The organism is Acaryochloris sp. IP29b_bin.137, assembly GCF_028285745.1.
Taxonomy (GTDB): Bacteria; Cyanobacteriota; Cyanobacteriia; order Thermosynechococcales; family Thermosynechococcaceae; genus Acaryochloris.
In genome coordinates this window covers 1-16,036 of record NZ_JANQOP010000220.1, presented here as the reverse complement: position 1 = coordinate 16,036, position 16,036 = coordinate 1, and the positions used below count along the sequence as shown (strand labels likewise).

Genomic DNA, 16,036 nt, shown 5'->3' with positions numbered 1-16,036 from the left:
TGAGGCGATGCAATTGCCTGTTTCTTCTTTCTTTGTTGTTCATGTAGGTTAAACAGCCGATTTGTTGGGTCAACTGGATAAAAACCCGAAATGAGTTGTTGGTCCATGAAGCGAGGCATGATAACCCCGGCCTATACAACACGGTGGCAGGATATTCCTGTGGTGAGCTAGGAATGGTTGTGTTCCTCAAAGCTGATCGGTTTATTGATTCACAACCATGTATTCAACATATCCACCCGAGCAGTTCGCTGTTTCACTCGACTAACAAACAATGAACAATGTGCGTAATCACCCCCCAGAGATAGAAATCCATTTCCTTTGTGATCACGATAGGTGGGGCGTAAGAATTTTCAGGAACCAGCCGGATCGTCCCTTTAGACTTATGAAATCGTTTCACTGTTAAAACCCCCTCCACGACGGCAATGATGACGGCCCCATCGATGGGTTCAACTGAGCGATCCACAATGATCAAGTCTCCAGAGTTGAGACCAAAGTCTTGTAGTAAGTCTCCACGCACTCGCATTAAAAAAGTCGCTGCTGGGCGGGGAATCAACGCTTCATTCAAATTGAAAGTGCTCTGGAGAAAGTCACCTCCGGGAGAAGGGAGCCCCGCTGAAACCGAATCTAGGATGAGGGGTAAACACAATGAATCTGTACCCTTAGCCGGATGAATCGATGGAATGAACATATTTGGTGTGTATGTATTATAAAAATGTGGCACAGGTTTTGCGAAAAACATAGGCAACTGTAATTTTGACAAAATGGAGTCAGTGTATCCCGTGTCCATGCACATTGAAGGTAACCACTCCCCAGATATAGAAATCCATCTCCTGAGAGACCACAATGGGCGGGAAGTCAGGGTTCTCCGCCACTAACATGATCCTCCCTCCGGATTTTCGAAATCGCTTCACAGTAAATTCTCCTTCCAAAACCGCAATAACCACCGCCCCATCCACTGGATCAATGGAGCGATCCACAATAAGCAAGTCCCCTGAATGGATGCCACACCCCGTCATAGAATGTCCTTTGACCCGCATCATAAAGGTGGCAGTGGGGCGAGGCACCAGGGCCTCTTGCAAATCTAGAATACTTTGTAAAAAATCATCAGCAGGTGATGGAAACCCCGCCGATATGGGGTTAAGAAGCAGGGGCAGACAGGGGGAATCTGCCCACCCGATCTGATGAATGGATCGAATGAACATAGGTGAAGTGCTTTAGTTCATATGTACTATAAAAGCCTAGCACAGTTTTTTGGGAGAATATCCGGCGATGCAAATAAAAATGCTGTGATTACCTGGATTTCAACTGCACGTGCTAGGACGGTGTCATCATGTTGGTTTGTCCCATAGAGCTGCTCGCAATCATATGGTGCGGTTTGATTTAGGTTGGTTCACCTTGATCTATTTCCCAGGCTCTCAACACTCAAGTACTGATGCATTCTTTCCCTCGATCAGAAGGGATTAAGGAGATAAGTGTAGAAAATGTGAATCTTATACCTACGCCAACCCCCTGGTTATTCGATGTTTCAGTGGACTTAAGAATTTGTGCAGTGGATGATTGGGGCCAAGTGCGCACCTATGAATATCCGAACGTAATGGCTAGGACTTTCCAAATGCTAAGCCATTAGTGTCATCCTGGTAATGTACGACCCGTTGGCAAAGGGGCGCCCAAGCGACGTTATGAACCAGGTTCTTGTGGTGGGTGGGGGAGGACGAATTGGACAGAGTGTTGTTGCGGATTTATTAAACCAACCTGATGTTGTTGTTACGTTGACAAGCCGAGAGTCAAAGACTGGTCAGCAGGTGGCTCGGCAGTTGGGTCCACGGGCCAGAGCCATCCCGCTGGAACTTGATGATCAATTATCTGTAGAGCGGGCGATCGCAAACCAGGATCTCGTGATTCACTGTGCAGGTCCGTTTCATGATCGGGATGCTCGGGTCTTAAGAAGTTGTATTCACCACCAGATCAACTATTTAGATGTCAGCGATCATCCGTCCTTTACGGAAAGAGCGTTGCAGTATCAGGAACAGGCCCAAACTGCGGGTATTACTGCCATTATTAACACGGGAGTTTTTCCCGGAATTTCCAATAGCATGGTCCGCCAAAATGTCGAAGCCTTGGAGCGGGCCGATACCATTCATCTGAGCTATGTCGTAGCTGGCACAGGGGGAGCTGGCATCACCATTATGCGAACCACGTTTCTGGGATTGCTCGCCCCGTTTGCCGGTTGGCTGCAAGGCGAATGGCAGCCCGTCCAACCCTATAGCGGTCGAGAAACCATTCTGTTTCCGCCCCCTTACGGACGGGTCAATGTGTTTTGGTTTGATGTGCCTGAACGGCTGACCCTGCCGCAAACGTTTCCTGTGCAGTCCGTGATCACCAAGTTTGGATCAGTGCCAGAGATTTACAACGGTATTACCTGGGCTTTGGCCCACTGGATGCCCAAAACCTGGTTACAAAACCGCCAGATGATCGAATTTCTGGCTTGGGGGGGCTTTATGACGACAAAACTGACGGATCGCTGGAGTGGCACAGGGGTGGCAATGCGCTCTGCCGTTACGGGTTTGCTGGACGGACAGCCGACTGAAGCGGTGTCTACTCTGGTGTTGCCAGATACTGCGATCGCAGCAGGATATGGTACGGGCAGCATCGCGCAACTGATCCTTAACCAAGAACTCAACAAGCCAGGGGTTTGGCCTGTGGAAGCAGCCGTTCCCACCCCGCTGTTTCAGAAAACGATGAACCAGCGACAGGTGCAGATCAACCAACACATTCATCCAGCCGCTTGAACTTTAAAGCAAGGTTACAAAATTTCGATGCTTAAGCGATACAGCGGGCGAGAACTCTTTTTCGACCTAAGATAGGGAGAACCTGCTTATTGATACGACCTCCCTTTTTTCAGGATTATCACTGTGGTGAAGATTGTCCAGCGTCGCTCCCTTGGTATTCAATCCGTCTATGATATTGGCCTTGCCCAAGACCATAACTTTTTAATTGCCGAGGGTTGGGTGGCGGCCAACTGCTTCAACAAATCCCACTCAACGGCCTACGGTTACGTTACCTATCAAACGGCTTATCTCAAGGCCAATTACCCCGTTGAATATATGGCGGCATTGCTCACTGCCAACAGCGGAGATCAGGATAAAGTTCAGAAATATATTGCCACGGCCTTAAGTATGGGGATTGAAGTGGAGCCTCCAGATATTAATCGCTCGGGGGTGGACTTTACTCCTTTAGATCAAAATATTCTGTTTGGACTATCCGCCGTGCGTAATTTGGGCCAGGGCGCGATTGAAGCCATCCTGGCGGCCCGAGCCGAGGATGGCAACTTTACATCCTTAGCAGAACTCTGCGATCGCGTTGATCCCCGCGTGGTCAATCGACGAGCCTTAGAAGCCCTGATTTACAGCGGTGCCTTAGATGAATTTGACGCCAATCGCAATCAACTGGTTCATGATCTAGCGCTGATTTTGGAATGGGCCCAGTCACGGGCCAAGGATCGAGCCATTGGTCAAGGCAATCTCTTCGACACCATCAGCAGCGATACAGACGCACCTTCATCCATTGAAACGGCCCCTAAAGCTGAGCCGGTTGAAGATTTTCAGGAATCCGAAAAGCTGAAGCTAGAGAAAGAGATTTTAGGATTCTATATTTCCAATCATCCCCTCCGCGAAATTGAGCGTCCCGCCCGGCTAATGGCTCCAATTAGTTTGGCGAATTTAGAGGAACAGCCGGAAAAAACAACCGTTAGTGCCATTGTGTTACTGACTGAAGTGAAACCGATCATCACTAAAAAAGGTGACCGAATGGCAATTGTGCAAATGGAAGATCTCTCGGGGAAGGCGGAAGGGGTAGTCTTTCCCCGGAGTTTTGAACGCATTGGTGCCTATATTGAGGCAGACCACCGCTTGATGATTTGGGGCAAAGTCGATCGACGGGACGAGCGGGTTCAGCTGATTGTGGAAGATGCTGAGCCGATCGAAGAAGTGCGACTGGTCATGGTCGAAATCCCGGCTCAAGATGCTGGCAATATTCAACAGCAACAACGCTTGAAAGAAATTTTGCGTCAGCAGGCGGGGGAAGACAACAGTGCCAAAGTTTCAGTCATTGCCAAAATTCAGGGACAACAGAAAAGTCAGCTGGTTCGCTTAGGTGCCCAATTTCGCGTCCAAAATGAACATTTAGCTGTGCAAGCCCTTTCCAGCGCTGGCTTCCGTGCCTCTTCATCAGGGTTGGTAGATATGAAAAATTGAAAAAAATATGGTTAGATAATTTTAATTTCGTAAAAATATGCATAATATAGCTGGTGGATATGAATCATTCACCGCTAGACCTAGGCATATTTAATCTTCTGCGCCATAATTGGCATATCGGCTGGAGGTATCTAGCATGCAAACAAATCTGCAAGAGTAGTGCCAATGAAAAACCTATTAACTGGAGCAGGCATATCATTACTAGTTACCACGCTCGCCTCCATTGTTCCGGCGAACGTCAGCCTTGCCCAAGAATCAAGCATTGATCCTCAATCTTTGCCCGGCAACTATGGGATTGTTCGATCCTATAATGGTCAGAATCTTGAGGTTCGGCTGCTGGATGGCACGAACAAGTCTTATTCCGTGCCTGAGGGAACCACTACACCCCTGAATCAAGGCGATCTGGTTGGATTTGATGTCGATGATGCCGGCATGGTCTCTAAAGTACAGCCGCCTGCTGTCGATGAGGTCATTCGCGGAACGATCACAGATGTCGATTTAGAAAGCCAAACCGTTACGCTTTTACCTGAAGGCGCTGACGCTCCTGTTGACACCCGCATTTCCCAAGGCACTATCTCCAGGTTGGAATTGGAGCCGGGTAAAGAGATTATGGTTACCAAGTATCAAAACACCTGGGCGAGCAAAGTATGTCTCCCCAGAGCTGCGGCCCCTGTTGTTGCCCCTCCGGTTCAAGAGCCTATCGTTCCCTTCGGTGGTGCTGAGCCCGATCCCATCCCTTCAGAACCTATTCCAGCTCTGTGGTAGATCTGTAGTTGAGCTGCGGCAAGCCTTTTCCCGAACTGTTTTGTGACATATATTCAAAAGCAGAGACTTTCTAACAGATGTCTCTGCTTTCTGTTTGGGGGTATGACATGAAAACTCTGCTGATTGGATTGATTCGAGGCTACCGGAACATCATCTCTCCCCTATTCCCACCTTCCTGTCGTTTTCAGCCCACCTGTTCCGCCTATGCGATGGAGGCAATCGCCACTTGGGGGGTCGTGAAAGGAAGTTGGCTCGCCCTTCGACGGATTAGTCGTTGCCATCCCTTTCATCCCGGAGGCTATGATCCAGTCCCCGAGCCTGAGCAAAACTCACTGACTCAAACTGCTTGTCCTAGGGTGAATCGACCGTCGGTTGAGGATGAAGAGCCAGAGATATAGTTCTGTAAACAATCATTGAATTCCATAAAGTAAAATAATAGTTAATGTCTTTATTCGGAATTCGAGGACCAGTTTGCAATTTGACGATCGACTGTTTTCGCAATTGGATGTAGCTGACGCTCAGTTCAAACGGGCACCCGATCAACGGGTTTCTGCGATTGCTTTAGTCGCTGGCACAACCGTTGGGGCAGGAATTTTAGCGCTTCCGGCCATAACCCAGCCAGCGGGCTTTTTGCCATCCACCTGTATGCTGATCGTGGTTTGGGTGTATGCCTTGGTCGCAGCTCTTTTACTGGCTGAAGTGAATGTGCGATGTATGCGCCGCTCTGGTCAACCGAATATTGGGCTATTGCGCATGGTAGAAAGTACTCTCGGTCCATCGATTGCCAATGTATCGGGGGGTGCGTATCTTTTTCTTCACTATGCTTTATTAGTCGCTTACATGGCCCAAGGGGGTGACATTCTTGCCAGTGCGATGGCTCACATCCCAGGGGTGAATGCGCCGGATTGGGCTGGACCCACTCTGTTTGCCCTTGTATTTGGCGGTTTACTGTATGGGGGAAGTGAAAAACTGGTGGCACGATTTAATAGCACTTTTGTTGCCATCGTTATTACGACGTTTATGGTTCTGCTGGTCCTGAGTGGCTCTCACATTGATCCAGGAGAGCTGATTCACCAAAACTGGCCTGCGATCAGTCCAGCGGTTTCGATCATGCTGGTGGCATTGTTCTACCACAATATTGTGCCGGTTGTGACCACCCAATTGGAAGGAGACTTGAGTAAAATCCGACAGTCTATTGTGGTGGGCTCGGTGATTCCCTTACTGATGTTTTTAGTCTGGAATGCCGTGATTCTTGGGAGTATCGGTGGATTGTCTAGCCTCAGCCCGGGAAGCGAAAGGGTTGACCCCCTTGAATTACTCCGAAACAATACCAATCTCCCGGGTCTTGGTCTTGTGGTGTCGGTTTTTTCTGAGTTTGCGATCGCAACGTCCTTTATTGGTTTTACCTATGGGCTGCTAGATTTTCTGATGGACGCCCTGAAGGTGAGAGAACTGAATGCAGACAATCGACTGCCGTTTTATTCCGTTATCTTTCTGCCAGCGTTAGGTTTATCAACCCTAAATCCCAATATCTTCTTTACGGCTCTAGACTATGCGGGGGCTTTCAGCATCTCGATCCTAGGTGGCATCCTGCCTGCAGTGATGGCCTGGAAACTCCGATACCGATCAGCAACAATCGATCTACCGAGTCGAACGCTAGTTCCCGGAGGGCGAGCGACTCTCACGATGATGGTCATCCTCGCAATCGGTGTCATTGGCATTCAATTATTAACGATGGTTACAGCTTAAACCGATCTATTCCCAAACTCCTTTAAGAATGATGGGGATTCCCAACGTTTGGGAAATCTAATCGCTAAGATTGAAGTAGCTTACTAGGTGTATTCAGTAATGCTGACCCTGTATTGGTCTTGCTTTCTAATTGGCGGTATTTTTGTTCTTTTAGCTGTTGTTGGTGGTCTAGATGGGATTGAGTTTGAACTAGATGAGTTGGGACTAGACTCTGATGTCGAACTATTTGATCCCAAAGCCCGTCCCTCCTCCACCTTTGATTCCACCCCTAATAAACGCCGCAAGTTCCCCTTTTTAGGGCTGATTAAAAACCTTAAATTCTGGACCTTTGGCAGTTGTTTTTTTGGCCTAACAGGCATTCTGCTGAGTGCATTGCAAACTGGGTTGCCCGCTCTAGCAATTACGCTGATTGCAATTGCGATGGGGCTGCTCTGTGGAACTGCCATCTCCGGGCTACTGCTGTATCTCCGCCACCAACAAACGGATAGTCTGATTTGTCATGACGATTTGGTGGGACTCGCAGGCACCGTTGAAATCCCCTTTGATGCTCAAACCCGAGGCAAAGTCCGCTTGAAAGTAAAGGGCAGCCTCCTGGAAGTCGTAGCCTTTACTGATGGCAATAGTTCATTCCAGCCCGGAGAGCAGGTTGTAGTCGTGGGGACACAGAATAACCGAGTTTGGGTGGTCTCTAGTGATTCCTTTAATCAGCCGCCCGATGCCTTAGGTAGGGGCGCATCCTAAGTTTTAGAGCTGCAAATAACACCTAGTAGCGGATTTCAGTATCCATTTTGTCGTTACATTGTTGTGTTTTTTTTGACATGGTAAGTAGCAGGAAATTTCAGCCTATGAGTGAGTCTATTGACCAGCCCATCCGAGAGCAATCCCAATGGATTGCCCAAGTTGAATCTTCAACCCGAGTCGATATAGAGGAACCGGGACTTCCGGCAGTGCCGATTGCAGTGTCGATCTTTGCCGTTATTCTGGTCGTTTGGTTTATCAAGAGTTTTTTACGCATTTGTAATCCCAACGAAATCCTGATTTTATCGGGTCGCAAACATCGCACTAAGAGTGGTCAAATCGTTGGTTATCGCGTTATTTTTGGGGGCCGGGTGATTTCGATTCCCATCTTGGAAACGGTGAAAATTATGGACATGACCACCATGCCCGTGCCCGTTGAAGTGACCAATGCTTATTCCAAGGGCGGAACACCACTGGATATCCAAGCGATTGCCAATGTCAAAATCTCTAGTGATCCGTCGGTAGTGGGGAATGCGATTGAGCGATTCCTCGATCGCGATCGCAAAGAAATACTCCGCGTCGCCCGAGAAACCCTGGAAGGGAACCTGCGGGGCGTCGTCGCCCTGCTGACACCGGAGCAAATTAACGAAGACCGCCTGGAATTTGCCGAACGGATTGCCCAGGATGTGTCCCGAGAACTAGCAAAATTGGGGCTTCAACTGGATACCCTCAAAATCCAGAGTGTCGCCGATGACGTCGACTACCTTAGCTCCATTGGTCGGCGGCAAATCGCCCAAATTGTTCGAGATGCTGAGATTGCGGAATCCAACGCGATGGGGGAAGCCGAGCGTATTGAAGCCGACTGCCAGCAACGCTCCGAAGTGGCCCAAACCCAGGCCCTCGCCATCGTCCAGCAAAAGCAAAACGAGCTACGCAAAATCAAAGCGGAACTGGAGCAGCGGGCAAAATCTGAGGAAGAGCGCACCATCGCCGCCGGGAAAGAAGCCCGTGCTCGAGCTGAGCAGCAACTTCAGGCCATGCGGGCCGATTTAGAACGGTTACGCTTAGAAGCCGATGAGGTGCTTCCGGCAGAAGCTCAACGTCAAGCGAAGGAACTCCAAGCCCGAGGGGCAGCCTCAAGCTTGGGAGAAAATGCCAAAGCCGCCGCCCAAGTTAACGATATGCTGTCTAAAGTCTGGCAAGAGACGGGGACTGATGCCGCTGAGGTCTTCTTAATTCAGCAAATTGAAATGGTGCTGCAACAGGCCGCAGAAATTCCCAATCGGGTTAACTTAGAACGGGTGAATGTGATTGATAACGGCGATGGCCAATCCATTGCCAGCTTGGCCAATGCTTATCCCGAAATGGTGCGCCAATTCCTCGATCGCGTCGACCAAACCCTAGGTATTGATGTCACGGGCACCCTGAAAGCGCAGCGTCAGGACCAAGGAGAATAGAAATGGACTGGATTCTAGGTCTGCTAGATCTGGTGAAGGAAGCCATCCTCAACCAGCTAGCAGACATCGGTGGATCGGGTTTATTCGTGGCTATTACCCTATCGTCATTGTTCGTACTTTTGGTTGTTGGGCTCCTTAAAAGCTTTCTCCGCATCTGCAATCCGAATGAAATCTTGATCTTGTCGGGCCGTAAACATCAAAACAAAGATGGACAGACCGTCGGCTATCGCGTCATCTTCGGGGGGCGGGTCTTATCCATTCCCATTCTGGAAACGGTAACCATAATGGATATGACCACCATGCCCGTGCCCGTAGAAGTACAGAATGCGTATTCCAAGGGAGGGACACCGCTGGATATTCAAGCCATCGCCAACGTTAAAATTTCTAGCGATCCAGACGTGGTGGGCAATGCCATTGAACGGTTTTTGGACCGCGATCGCAAAGAGATACTCCGGGTCGCCAGAGAGACCCTGGAAGGGAATTTGCGAGGCGTGGTTGCCTTACTCACCCCAGAGCAAATTAATGAAGATCGGCTGCAATTCGCTGAGCGGATTGCCCAGGACGTTTCTAGAGAATTGGTGAAATTAGGACTCCAACTCGACACCCTTAAAATTCAGAGTGTGTCCGATGAAGTGGATTATCTGAGTTCGATTGGTCGGCGGCAAATTGCCCAAATTGTTCGGGATGCGGAAATTGCTGAATCTAATGCCATTGGAGAGGCCGAGCGGATTGAGGCCAATTGCCAGCAACGCTCCGAAGTGGCCCAAACCCAAGCTCTTGCCATTATTCAACAAAAGCAAAACGAACTGCGAAAAATCAAAGCGGAGTTAGAACAGCGGGCCAAATCCGAAGAAGAACGGACCATTGCCGCAGGCAAAGAAGCTCGTGCCCGAGCCGAGCAGCAGCTTCAGGCTATGCGGGCCGATTTAGAACGGTTGCGTCTAGAAGCTGATGAGGTGCTTCCCGCAGAAGCCCAACGGCAAGCGAAGGAACTGCAAGCCCGAGGCGCAGCAGCTAGCCTAGGAGAAAATGCCAAAGCCTCTGCCCAGGTCAACGATTTGTTATCCCAGGTGTGGTCAAAGATGGGAGCCCATGCCAATGAAGTGTTTTTAATTCAGCAAATTGAAATGGTGTTGCAACAAGCCGCAACTATCCCCAATCGCGTCAATTTAGAACGAGTAAATGTGATCGACAATGGCAATGGTCACTCGATCGCCAGCTTAGTCAATGCTTATCCCGAAATGGTGCGTCATTTCCTCGAGCGAGTTGATCAGACCCTCGGCATTGATGTTATTGGCACCCTCAAACAACCCAGTGGTAGCTACGGAGATTCGTAATGGAAGTAATAATTGCCCTTTTGAGTGTAATGGGGTTGGGAACGGGCGCACTTGCCCTAGTGATCCGCAATCTCCTTTACATTTGCCAGCCCAGTGAAGTCCTTATCTTTGCAGGTGGAAGTCAGCGATCCGCCGATGGCAAACGAGTCGGATATCGCCTGGTCAAAGGCGGCCGAAGTGTTCGAGTGCCGCTTTTGGAGAGAGCCTTACGGATGGATCTCACCAATATGATTATTGATTTGCGAGTTTCTAACGCTTATTCCAAGGGAGGCATCCCGCTTAAGGTGGAAGGCGTGGCTAATATCAAAATTGCTGGGGAAGAACCCACCATTCACAATGCCATTGAGCGTCTGCTGGGCAAAAGCCGGAAAGAGATTGAACAAATTGCCAAGGAAACCCTAGAAGGCAACTTACGGGGCGTTCTGGCCAGCTTAACGCCCGAACAGGTGAATGAGGACAAAATTGCCTTTGCCAAAAGCCTGTTAGAGGAAGCTGAGGATGATTTAGAACAGCTCGGCTTGGTCCTTGATACCCTGCAAATCCAAAATATCTCCGATGATGTTCGCTATCTCGATTCCATTGGCCGCAAACAGCAAGCGGACCTCCAGCGCGATGCCCGAATTTCTGAAGCTCAAGCCCAGGCAGAATCAACGATTCAATCGGCGGAGAACGAAAAAATCACTTCCCTCAAGCGGTTAGACCGAGATATCGGGATTGCCACCGCTGAAGCCGAACGCCGGATTCAGGATGCCAAAACCAAACGAGATGCAGTTGTCGCCGAATCGGAAGCCGAGATTGCCGCTGAATTGGCCCGGATTCAAGCTGAAATTCCGGTCCAGCAAGAGCGGATCAAGCAAGTTGAACAACAGCTCCAGGCCGATGTAGTGGCCCCAGCCGAGGCGGAATGCAAACGGGCTATTGCCCGAGCCCAAGGGAATGCGGCCCAAATTATTGAAGATGGGAAAGCCCAGGCTGAAGGGACATTGCGACTGGCAGAATCTTGGCAAAACGCTGGCAGCAGCGCCCGCGATATTTTCCTATTGCAAAAGCTGGAAGTGTTGCTATCGACCCTCACGGCCACCGTCCCCGATGTGACGGTGCAGAATGTCACCGTTGTCGATACCGCAAATGGAGGAAGCGCAACTAAAGCTGCCGCTTTCCTCGAGCAGATTCGTCATACTACGGGTATGGATATTGCTGGGGCGGTGCAGAGCATAGTGAAATCAGACCCAGCTCCCAAACCGATCGAGCCCCAAATGGCAGAAGAAGACTTTACCGCTTTGCGGTCTGATATTCAGCATATTTTAGAGATCGTCGCTAAATCAAAGCTAGGCGGAATTCAAGCTGAACGTTCCGTTGAAGCAGCCGTCAAAATGGATGCTTCACTGCAAAGCCGTCTCCAACGTGCCTTACAGGCTGGCGGTGATGCAGCTATTGAAGCCTTATTTGAGCATCCCGTGATTCGCATTCCCTCTCGGATTGTTGAGGCTTGGATCCAGGAGAATGCTTAGCGCATATGCGTGAAATCTACTGATATAGCTGAATGAGGAATAATTGTCCCATCGCCCAAAACCATTGGGAATACTAAGTTTGAAGACAGTCAAATCTAGTATTCACCTTTGTGCGCCTTCCAGAAACTATTCTTCCTCTCCCGCCATCGGCAGGATCTACCGATGAATTAAGCCATGGGGCAAATTTCTCTGCCCTGTGGCAACTGTCAAGGCAATCAAGTCCTCGCAACACCCATCAAGAGGCGTCCACCCGTCCCCAATCCACTGGACTGAGTGCAGCAGAAGAGCAACAGTTCTCTTGGTTAGGCATTCTGGCCAAAAATGCAACCTTTACGGCTCAAACGGCTGCAACCCTTTGGACCTGCCACGTTGAAGAAGCAGAATTAATCCTGCAACGATGGGTCGATCAACAGATCCTGGTAGAGAAGCAATGGCCCCAAGCCCGCCTCAGCCCCTTTGCGCATATTTATCAACTCCCCGTTGCTTTGCAGCAGGTTGCTTATTCAAGCTTGCTCCAAAACAACGATCTAAAGCCTCAAGAGGCCCATGCTGCCCTGATTGAGCGCTACCAAGCCACCACCAATAAACGGTTGTGGCATACCCTGGAAGACGATGGGTATATTCATGCCCATTTAACCTGGCATCTGCAAGCTGCCGATTGCCGGAATGAAATTCATATTCTTTTGCAGGAAGAAGCAGAGTCCGGCGCGAATGGGTGGCATGAAGCGTGCGACCGCAAGGGTTACACCCGTTTTTTTTGCCGAGATGTTCAGTTAGCCTGGCAACTTGCGGAAGAGCTGTACGAGCAAGCCCCCACCCTAGCCATCCAGTTACAGTGTCGATATGCACTAACGCAGGTTGCCCATCATCGGGGGATGACGGCTATGCCAGCCAACTTGGTCGCAGCCTTTGTCCATCGGCAGATCTGGACATCGACACAATGCATCACCTACTTGCAACTTCTGCCTGATGCTCGACACCAGTTTGAAGTCCTCCAAAAACTGATTCCTGTTTTACCGCCCTCCCATCATCCCTATGTATTCAAGGTTATCCAGCATCAGGTTGATGACGGCCAAAAAGCCCAGCTCCTGTGTACCTTAGCCTCTCAGCTACAAGGCGAGCAGTTTCGTGAGTTGCTCACCATCGTGGAGGAGATGGAAGCCGATTTCTACAAGGCCCTGATCCTGCGAGAAGTCGCCATCCGATTACCCACCGATCTTTTGGATCAGACGATGGCCATTGCTCAAGCCCTTGCGCCGGGCGAAGTCCTGGTCGCAGCCTGTGGAATTGTTGCTCGCTGGCCCCAAACCCTCTCCATCTTCCTCCCCCAGCTTATGCAAGAAACAAAGGTAGAGCAGGAGGCCCTCTCTTATGCAGAACTCCTCAGTACCATCATTGCAATTTCGCATCTGCCCTTACCCCAGGTGCAAGCGTTGCTTCAGAACATTCAAGATGATGGAACCAAAACAGATTTATTGATCCAGCTGTTGCCGGAACATCCTCAATTCCTTTCGCAAGCGTTTCAAGCGGCTTGCACCCTGCCCCATGAGCGATCCTGTGCTACTGCATTGAGCAAAATTGCGCCATATTTATCCGAAATAGAGGTGTTGCTGGCCTTAAAGATTCTGGATCAGTTTAAGGATACGTCCGCCGCTCGGCGAGCATTAAAGTCATTTAGCACCCATCACCCCTCCTCCAAAATTTGTGCCAAACTGCTTGAAATCATTGAGTCTTGGTCTTCAGAACTTGAACAGGGTCAGGCCTATAGCGATATTTTTCCTGATCTTCCACCCTCAGAACAAACCAAAATCAAGGCTCAAGTCAGCTTGTTTGGCAGCGAAACGGCTCGCATCCTCACCCTTTGCCAGCTTGCCGTCTCGGACAAAACAATGTTTTCATCAACATTGCATCACCTATCGCAATGTCAAGAGCAACAGACCCAATTTAAGGCTTACTGGATCCTAAGCCAACACTGGCCCAAACTGCTTCCTGCGGCGTTCAAAGCAGCTTGCCAAATGGATGACAGCGATAACCAGGTGATCGCCATTCACCAGCTTGCACCTCATCTATCGGATGAGCAGCTCAAAGAAGTTTTCATCCTGGCCCGGCAGACCAAAAACCAGGATAGGCAGCGAAAACTTCTTCACGAAATTATTCCCTATTGTCCACCATCTTTGCTGCAGCAAATTCGAACGTTTTTGGATCAACAGCAGGAACATAAAGTTTGTGCACATCTATTAGGCACTCTAAAAGCACAATGTTCATCTCCCCCAATTAGACTCAGTACTTGGGATGCTAGGAAGCAGGCACTGCACTCCTTAACCTCTTTCTTGCCCGAGGAAATGCTTAGCCAAACCCTGACGGCAACGTTTAACTTTGAGGATAAGACCCGCAGCGCTAGATCGCTATCGCAACTTCTCCCACAAATTCATCCATCCCAAATGGATCACGATTTATGGTGCAAAATACTTCGAACCCTGGTCCATTTAGAACATTGCCAATTTCTGGAGATTATCCCAAAACTGCTGCCCATCATGAGCCATCTAGCTGGGCCAGAAATACTGCATGGCACGATTCAGAATGTGGAGATGATCTGCCGTCAGTGGTAGTTCGTGCTGACTAGCTGTTAGGGGGTGCCGTCACTAAAATACACCTTATATTTGTTGTATAGTCCTACCCCAGGTATCTTTGCTGCAAATTCTTTGACTTGCTTATATTGTTTGGGATTATATTCATTGCGCAGATTCTGAGCAACGGTGAACTGTTTATACCACTGCTCCAGCAGGACCACTAGTTCCTGAAATTTAGGATAGGCGTTTTTGTATTTTTCCTCTAGAGCAATATATTGAAGCATGCGGCCAAAGGTTTTGGGGTTGCTAAGGGAATCTGGCATTCCCAAAACTTCCCCAAGGCGCTGAAAGGTCTCATAATGGGCAATCACTTCCGTATTCAGGATACCCAAGTCGTGTAAATCCAACCGATTCAGTCCATCAATAATATTGGCAACGGTATTGAGCATGGAATAATTTGTCATCTTATGGCGCTTAAAGGAGCGCAGCAGCCGAAAACCAAATCGATGTTTAGTAATCTTTTCTAGATGCTGATAGTATTTTTCTAATGCGGCTTTCCCGTCTTCTGTCCGGAGCTGGGGCTGAACTTCAGTAAATTTAGCGTGGAGGTTTTCAAGAAACTCAGCTTGTTGAACATTGCTTTGGAAAAGGGTTTCAACATAGTCGTAGAGCATGGCTTGCTTAGACCCATAGAATTTGAATTCCATCCGCTCTAAGGCAACAAAGGTATTTTTGGCCGAAATGCCTGCATGTAACAATTGCAGATATCGATCCAGGTTCTCATACCCTTCATGTCCTTCAGCAAAGGCTCGCTTGAGTCTGACAAAGGATAAAAACTCAGGATTACCATATTTTTCGTTATCAATCGGCTGGGCCCGCTTCACCAGCTTATGAATTGCTTGCAATGCTTGAGAGTGAGATTTAAGGGCTCTTTCAGGGATCTCCGCTCTCTGAAATCGATTAAACAAAGAACGGATGCGTTCGGTCACACTTTGATTGCCGATCAGAGGCCGATTCCACCAGGGTTTTTGCCCTGGCTGTTCTCCTTTTCTGACTCTTTGTTCAATTGAAGACATACTCATATACTTGAAAGCTATGAATATTGTAAGCGTAAAATAAATAAAGTTCTTAGGATTTGTACATTAAGTCAAAGAACAGCAAAGTAACGCAATCTAAAGCCTGTAGTAAAGCAGAAATACCCTTAAAATAGAAGCTCTGGCTTGATTTCCCCGCCTCCTCTAGAGCTAAGAAATTTGTCGTTTAAGACTCCATCTATTTTGGGGTCTGATAGAAATTGTCAGCGTTGGTTAGCCAAGAAGATTAAAATAGCCATACTTCACCCTAAACTTTGCTTTTTTGTTGTTAAGCAGCCTGGAATATTTCTTCGAGTTCACTAACGCTTTGGATAAACTTCTTTCTTCGATCAGAGAGAGATACGAATTCCCCCATTCGACGGCGAGGTCTCAAAAAGTTACTCACTTCATCTACCGCTTTGCAGAATCGAAAAGCTGCATTAAATTTACCAAATCCTAAGGTTGGATGATACCTGTGTTTGACCTATGCCTTACCCACAAGTCTTGAAAGTCTGCCTGTCAAGTGCTGTCAATCATGAGCCAGTCTCCAAGTATCTGCGATGTCATGGAGCCTCGTGAGTCC

At 48.8% G+C, this 16,036-nt stretch carries 14 protein-coding genes; 11 read left to right on the top strand and 3 right to left on the bottom strand.

The features are described from left to right. Positions 1-90: 90 nt before the first annotated feature. Positions 91-171 (top strand): DUF4113 domain-containing protein, encoded by an 81-nt coding sequence (locus Q0991_RS25205; protein WP_366524971.1) that lies wholly within the window; start codon positions 91-93, stop codon positions 169-171. Positions 172-253: 82 nt separating this feature from the next. Here the strand turns inward: Q0991_RS25205 and umuD (Q0991_RS15320) are convergent, their stop codons facing one another. Both umuD (Q0991_RS15320) and umuD (Q0991_RS15315) read right to left on the bottom strand, forming a co-directional pair. After that, complete coding sequence (umuD, locus tag Q0991_RS15320; RefSeq protein ID WP_299489737.1) at positions 254-688, bottom strand: translesion error-prone DNA polymerase V autoproteolytic subunit; 435 nt, start codon at positions 686-688, stop codon at positions 254-256. A 79-nt stretch (positions 689-767) separates the two neighbouring features. Then, positions 768-1,202, bottom strand: coding sequence for a translesion error-prone DNA polymerase V autoproteolytic subunit (gene umuD / locus Q0991_RS15315; protein ID WP_299489735.1), 435 nt, complete (start codon positions 1,200-1,202; stop codon positions 768-770). Between the two features lie 477 nt (positions 1,203-1,679). Between umuD (Q0991_RS15315) and Q0991_RS15310 the strand changes: the two genes are divergently transcribed. From Q0991_RS15310 to Q0991_RS15265, 10 genes are all read left to right on the top strand, one after another. After that, on the top strand, positions 1,680-2,789 hold the full coding sequence (locus tag Q0991_RS15310; protein ID WP_299489733.1) for a saccharopine dehydrogenase NADP-binding domain-containing protein: 1,110 nt from the start codon (positions 1,680-1,682) through the stop codon (positions 2,787-2,789). Between the two features lie 123 nt (positions 2,790-2,912). Beyond that, complete coding sequence (locus Q0991_RS15305; RefSeq protein ID WP_299489731.1) at positions 2,913-4,253, top strand: OB-fold nucleic acid binding domain-containing protein; 1,341 nt, start codon at positions 2,913-2,915, stop codon at positions 4,251-4,253. Positions 4,254-4,418: 165 nt separating this feature from the next. Continuing rightward, positions 4,419-5,018: a hypothetical protein gene (locus Q0991_RS15300; protein WP_299489729.1), complete on the top strand. Its 600-nt coding sequence runs from the start codon at positions 4,419-4,421 to the stop codon at positions 5,016-5,018. Positions 5,019-5,125: 107 nt separating this feature from the next. Then, positions 5,126-5,416 (top strand): membrane protein insertion efficiency factor YidD, encoded by a 291-nt coding sequence (gene yidD, locus Q0991_RS15295; protein WP_299489739.1) that lies wholly within the window; start codon positions 5,126-5,128, stop codon positions 5,414-5,416. Between the two features lie 73 nt (positions 5,417-5,489). Further along, positions 5,490-6,767, top strand: coding sequence for an aromatic amino acid transport family protein (locus Q0991_RS15290; RefSeq protein ID WP_299489727.1), 1,278 nt, complete (start codon positions 5,490-5,492; stop codon positions 6,765-6,767). Positions 6,768-6,866: 99 nt separating this feature from the next. After that, complete coding sequence (locus tag Q0991_RS15285) at positions 6,867-7,508, top strand: NfeD-like protein (protein ID WP_299489724.1); 642 nt, start codon at positions 6,867-6,869, stop codon at positions 7,506-7,508. A 104-nt stretch (positions 7,509-7,612) separates the two neighbouring features. Beyond that, entirely contained in the window at positions 7,613-8,962 is a 1,350-nt protein-coding gene (locus tag Q0991_RS15280; protein WP_299489722.1) for an SPFH domain-containing protein, read from the top strand. Positions 8,963-8,964: 2 nt separating this feature from the next. Next, positions 8,965-10,299 (top strand): SPFH domain-containing protein, encoded by a 1,335-nt coding sequence (locus tag Q0991_RS15275; RefSeq protein WP_299489720.1) that lies wholly within the window; start codon positions 8,965-8,967, stop codon positions 10,297-10,299. Then, positions 10,299-11,810 (top strand): SPFH domain-containing protein, encoded by a 1,512-nt coding sequence (locus Q0991_RS15270; RefSeq protein ID WP_366524970.1) that lies wholly within the window; start codon positions 10,299-10,301, stop codon positions 11,808-11,810. Before Q0991_RS15275 ends, Q0991_RS15270 begins: the two co-directional genes overlap by 1 nt. Positions 11,811-11,920: 110 nt before the next feature. Further along, positions 11,921-14,419, top strand: coding sequence for a hypothetical protein (locus Q0991_RS15265; protein ID WP_299489718.1), 2,499 nt, complete (start codon positions 11,921-11,923; stop codon positions 14,417-14,419). A 17-nt stretch (positions 14,420-14,436) separates the two neighbouring features. Here Q0991_RS15265 and Q0991_RS15260 read toward each other — a convergent pair whose 3' ends face one another. Further along, positions 14,437-15,456, bottom strand: a complete 1,020-nt coding sequence (locus Q0991_RS15260; protein ID WP_299489716.1) for a hypothetical protein — start codon at positions 15,454-15,456, stop codon at positions 14,437-14,439. Positions 15,457-16,036: the final 580 nt, after the last annotated feature.

Bases quoted from the DNA above. Each gene is read 5' to 3' on its own strand.
- Q0991_RS25205 (WP_366524971.1), top strand. From the start codon at position 91: ATGAGTTGTTGGTCCATGAAGCGAGGCATGATAACCCCGGCCTATACA.
- umuD (WP_299489737.1), bottom strand. From the start codon at position 688: ATGTTCATTCCATCGATTCATCCGGCTAAGGGTACAGATTCATTGTGT.
- umuD (WP_299489735.1), bottom strand. From the start codon at position 1,202: ATGTTCATTCGATCCATTCATCAGATCGGGTGGGCAGATTCCCCCTGT.
- Q0991_RS15310 (WP_299489733.1), top strand. From the start codon at position 1,680: ATGAACCAGGTTCTTGTGGTGGGTGGGGGAGGACGAATTGGACAGAGT.
- Q0991_RS15300 (WP_299489729.1), top strand. From the start codon at position 4,419: ATGAAAAACCTATTAACTGGAGCAGGCATATCATTACTAGTTACCACG.
- yidD (WP_299489739.1), top strand. From the start codon at position 5,126: ATGAAAACTCTGCTGATTGGATTGATTCGAGGCTACCGGAACATCATC.
- Q0991_RS15285 (WP_299489724.1), top strand. From the start codon at position 6,867: ATGCTGACCCTGTATTGGTCTTGCTTTCTAATTGGCGGTATTTTTGTT.
- Q0991_RS15280 (WP_299489722.1), top strand. From the start codon at position 7,613: ATGAGTGAGTCTATTGACCAGCCCATCCGAGAGCAATCCCAATGGATT.
- Q0991_RS15275 (WP_299489720.1), top strand. From the start codon at position 8,965: ATGGACTGGATTCTAGGTCTGCTAGATCTGGTGAAGGAAGCCATCCTC.
- Q0991_RS15270 (WP_366524970.1), top strand. From the start codon at position 10,299: ATGGAAGTAATAATTGCCCTTTTGAGTGTAATGGGGTTGGGAACGGGC.
- Q0991_RS15260 (WP_299489716.1), bottom strand. From the start codon at position 15,456: ATGTCTTCAATTGAACAAAGAGTCAGAAAAGGAGAACAGCCAGGGCAA.